Source organism: Arthrobacter sp. Y3223164 (assembly GCF_059091005.1).
Map to the genome: position 1 here is coordinate 1 of NZ_JBNHGF010000741.1, position 704 is coordinate 704.

1 protein-coding gene is annotated in these 704 nt (G+C 70.5%); it reads left to right on the forward strand.

Annotation, left to right across the window (positions count from 1 at the left end; all coding sequences use genetic code 11):
* Positions 1–684: MFS transporter (locus AC5RUJ_RS17740; protein WP_494156445.1), on the forward strand; the 684-nt coding region annotated here is incomplete at its 5' end.
* Between the last annotated feature and the right edge of the window lie 20 nt (positions 685–704).

Consider the following 704-nt stretch of genomic DNA (forward strand, 5'->3'; position numbering starts at 1 on the left):
GGCACCGCGGCCGAAGAGCGGGCCCGTGCCGCCGCCGCGGCCCCGGCGCTGGTGCGCGGTTCGGTGTGGAAGTCCGGCCTCGCCTGGCATGTGACGGTGTACATGGGGTTGCAGTCGATGACCTTCTACATTCTCATCACGTGGCTGCCCACTCTGGAACGTTTTCACGGCCGCGGGGACCTGGCCTCCGGCTGGGACCTCATGTTGTTCCAGCTGATCGGCGTGGTATCCAGCCTGCTGACCCCCGTTGCCCTGCGCGGGCCGACCCAGCGCCTGGCCGCCTCGCTGCCGCCCCTGGTGGTGGTGGCAGGCGGCCTGGGCATGATGCTGATGCCGCAGGTCATGCTGTTCTGGGTGCTGGTGGCGGGCTTCGGCTGCGGCAGTTCCCTGGTCACCGCGCTCTCGCTCTTCGGCTTGCGCACCCGCACCCACCGCGAAGCCGGCGCCCTCTCCGGGATGGCCCAGTCGATCGGCTACCTGCTGGCCGCCGCCGGTCCGCCGATTTTCGGCGGGCTCTTCGCCGCCACCGGGGCTTGGGAAACCTCCCTGGCGCTGCTGTGCCTGATTGCCGTGGCGCAGGCGGCCATCGGGCTGCTGGTTGGACGGGACCGCTTCGCCTTCACCCCGGTGAGCCCCACAGCGCCAGGTCGATGTCGATGTTGGAATCGGCGTGCGAGCGGGTGAGGGCATAGCGGGCGGCATCC